The sequence below is a fragment of the Caldalkalibacillus thermarum genome (assembly GCF_014644735.1).
In the GTDB taxonomy this organism is placed as follows: domain Bacteria; phylum Bacillota; class Bacilli; order Caldalkalibacillales; family Caldalkalibacillaceae; genus Caldalkalibacillus; species Caldalkalibacillus thermarum.
Genome location: NZ_BMKZ01000113.1, coordinates 1 through 1,065 on the forward strand (window position 1 = coordinate 1; position 1,065 = coordinate 1,065).

The following is a 1,065-nucleotide window of genomic DNA, read 5'->3' on the forward strand; positions in this document are numbered from 1 at the left end:
TCAACATGCGTGGGTTCGGGCCTCCAGCAGGCATTACCCTGCCTTCACCCTGGACATGGGTAGATCACACGGTTTCGGGTCTACGGCCTCGTACTAGGGACCCCAAAAAAGCAGTGCTTTTTTGGGATCCCTTTACGCCCTGTTCAGACTCGCTTTCGCTGCGGCTCCGCCTCTTCGGCTTAACCTCGCACGAGACCGTAACTCGCCGGTTCATTCTACAAAAGGCACGCCGTCACACAGCCCTGACGGGCATCGTGCTCCGACTGGTTGTAGGCACACGGTTTCAGGTTCTCTTTCACTCCCCTCCCGGGGTGCTTTTCACCTTTCCCTCACGGTACTGGTTCACTATCGGTCGCTGGGGAGTATTTAGCCTTGGGAGATGGTCCTCCCGGATTCCGACGGGATTTCACGTGTCCCGCCGTACTCAGGATCCGTCCCGGAGGGACGAAGATTTCGGCTACGTGGNTGTTAGCACCCACGAAAGTGATACTTTCGCGGGGCCCGCTTTGCTTTCTTCTCCTCAGGGTACTAAGATGTTTCAGTTCCCCTGGTGTGCCCTCCATCTCCTATGGATTCGGAAGATGGATCCTGTCCGATTAGGGACAGGGGGTTGCCCCATTCGGGAATCCCCGGATCAACGCCTGCTTACGGCTCCCCGAGGCGTTTCGCCGTTTGCCGCGCCCTTCATCGGCTCCCAGCGCCTAGGCATCCACCGTGCGCCCTTAGTAGCTTAACCCTTAAGGTCGCTCGTGGCTACCCGATGAATCTGCTGTTATCCAATTTTCAAGGTGCAAGTACTCAGTTATTCACACAATGAGGGTCATATATAAAATTGCCTGTCTGCACACTTGTTGCCACACATGGCAACCGGGTTGAAACCATCTTTGCGAGGCGGCCTTTGCACTTTTGGCAAGAGACACCGAGGAAAGATGGCCAAGAACCCTCAAAACTAAACAAAGCAGCAAGCGTGCGAGCAATTGGTTAAGATGAAACGTTATAAAACGTTCAGTTTAGGGATCCCCCAAAACCGGGGTCTCATAAAACTCCCTAGAAAGGAGGTGATCC

General features: G+C 54.5%; 1 rRNA gene. It reads right to left on the minus strand.

The features are described from left to right. Window positions 1-736: ribosomal RNA gene (locus tag IEW48_RS16720) — 23S ribosomal RNA — on the minus strand; the annotation flags it as partial. Window positions 737-1,065 lie beyond the last annotated feature (329 nt).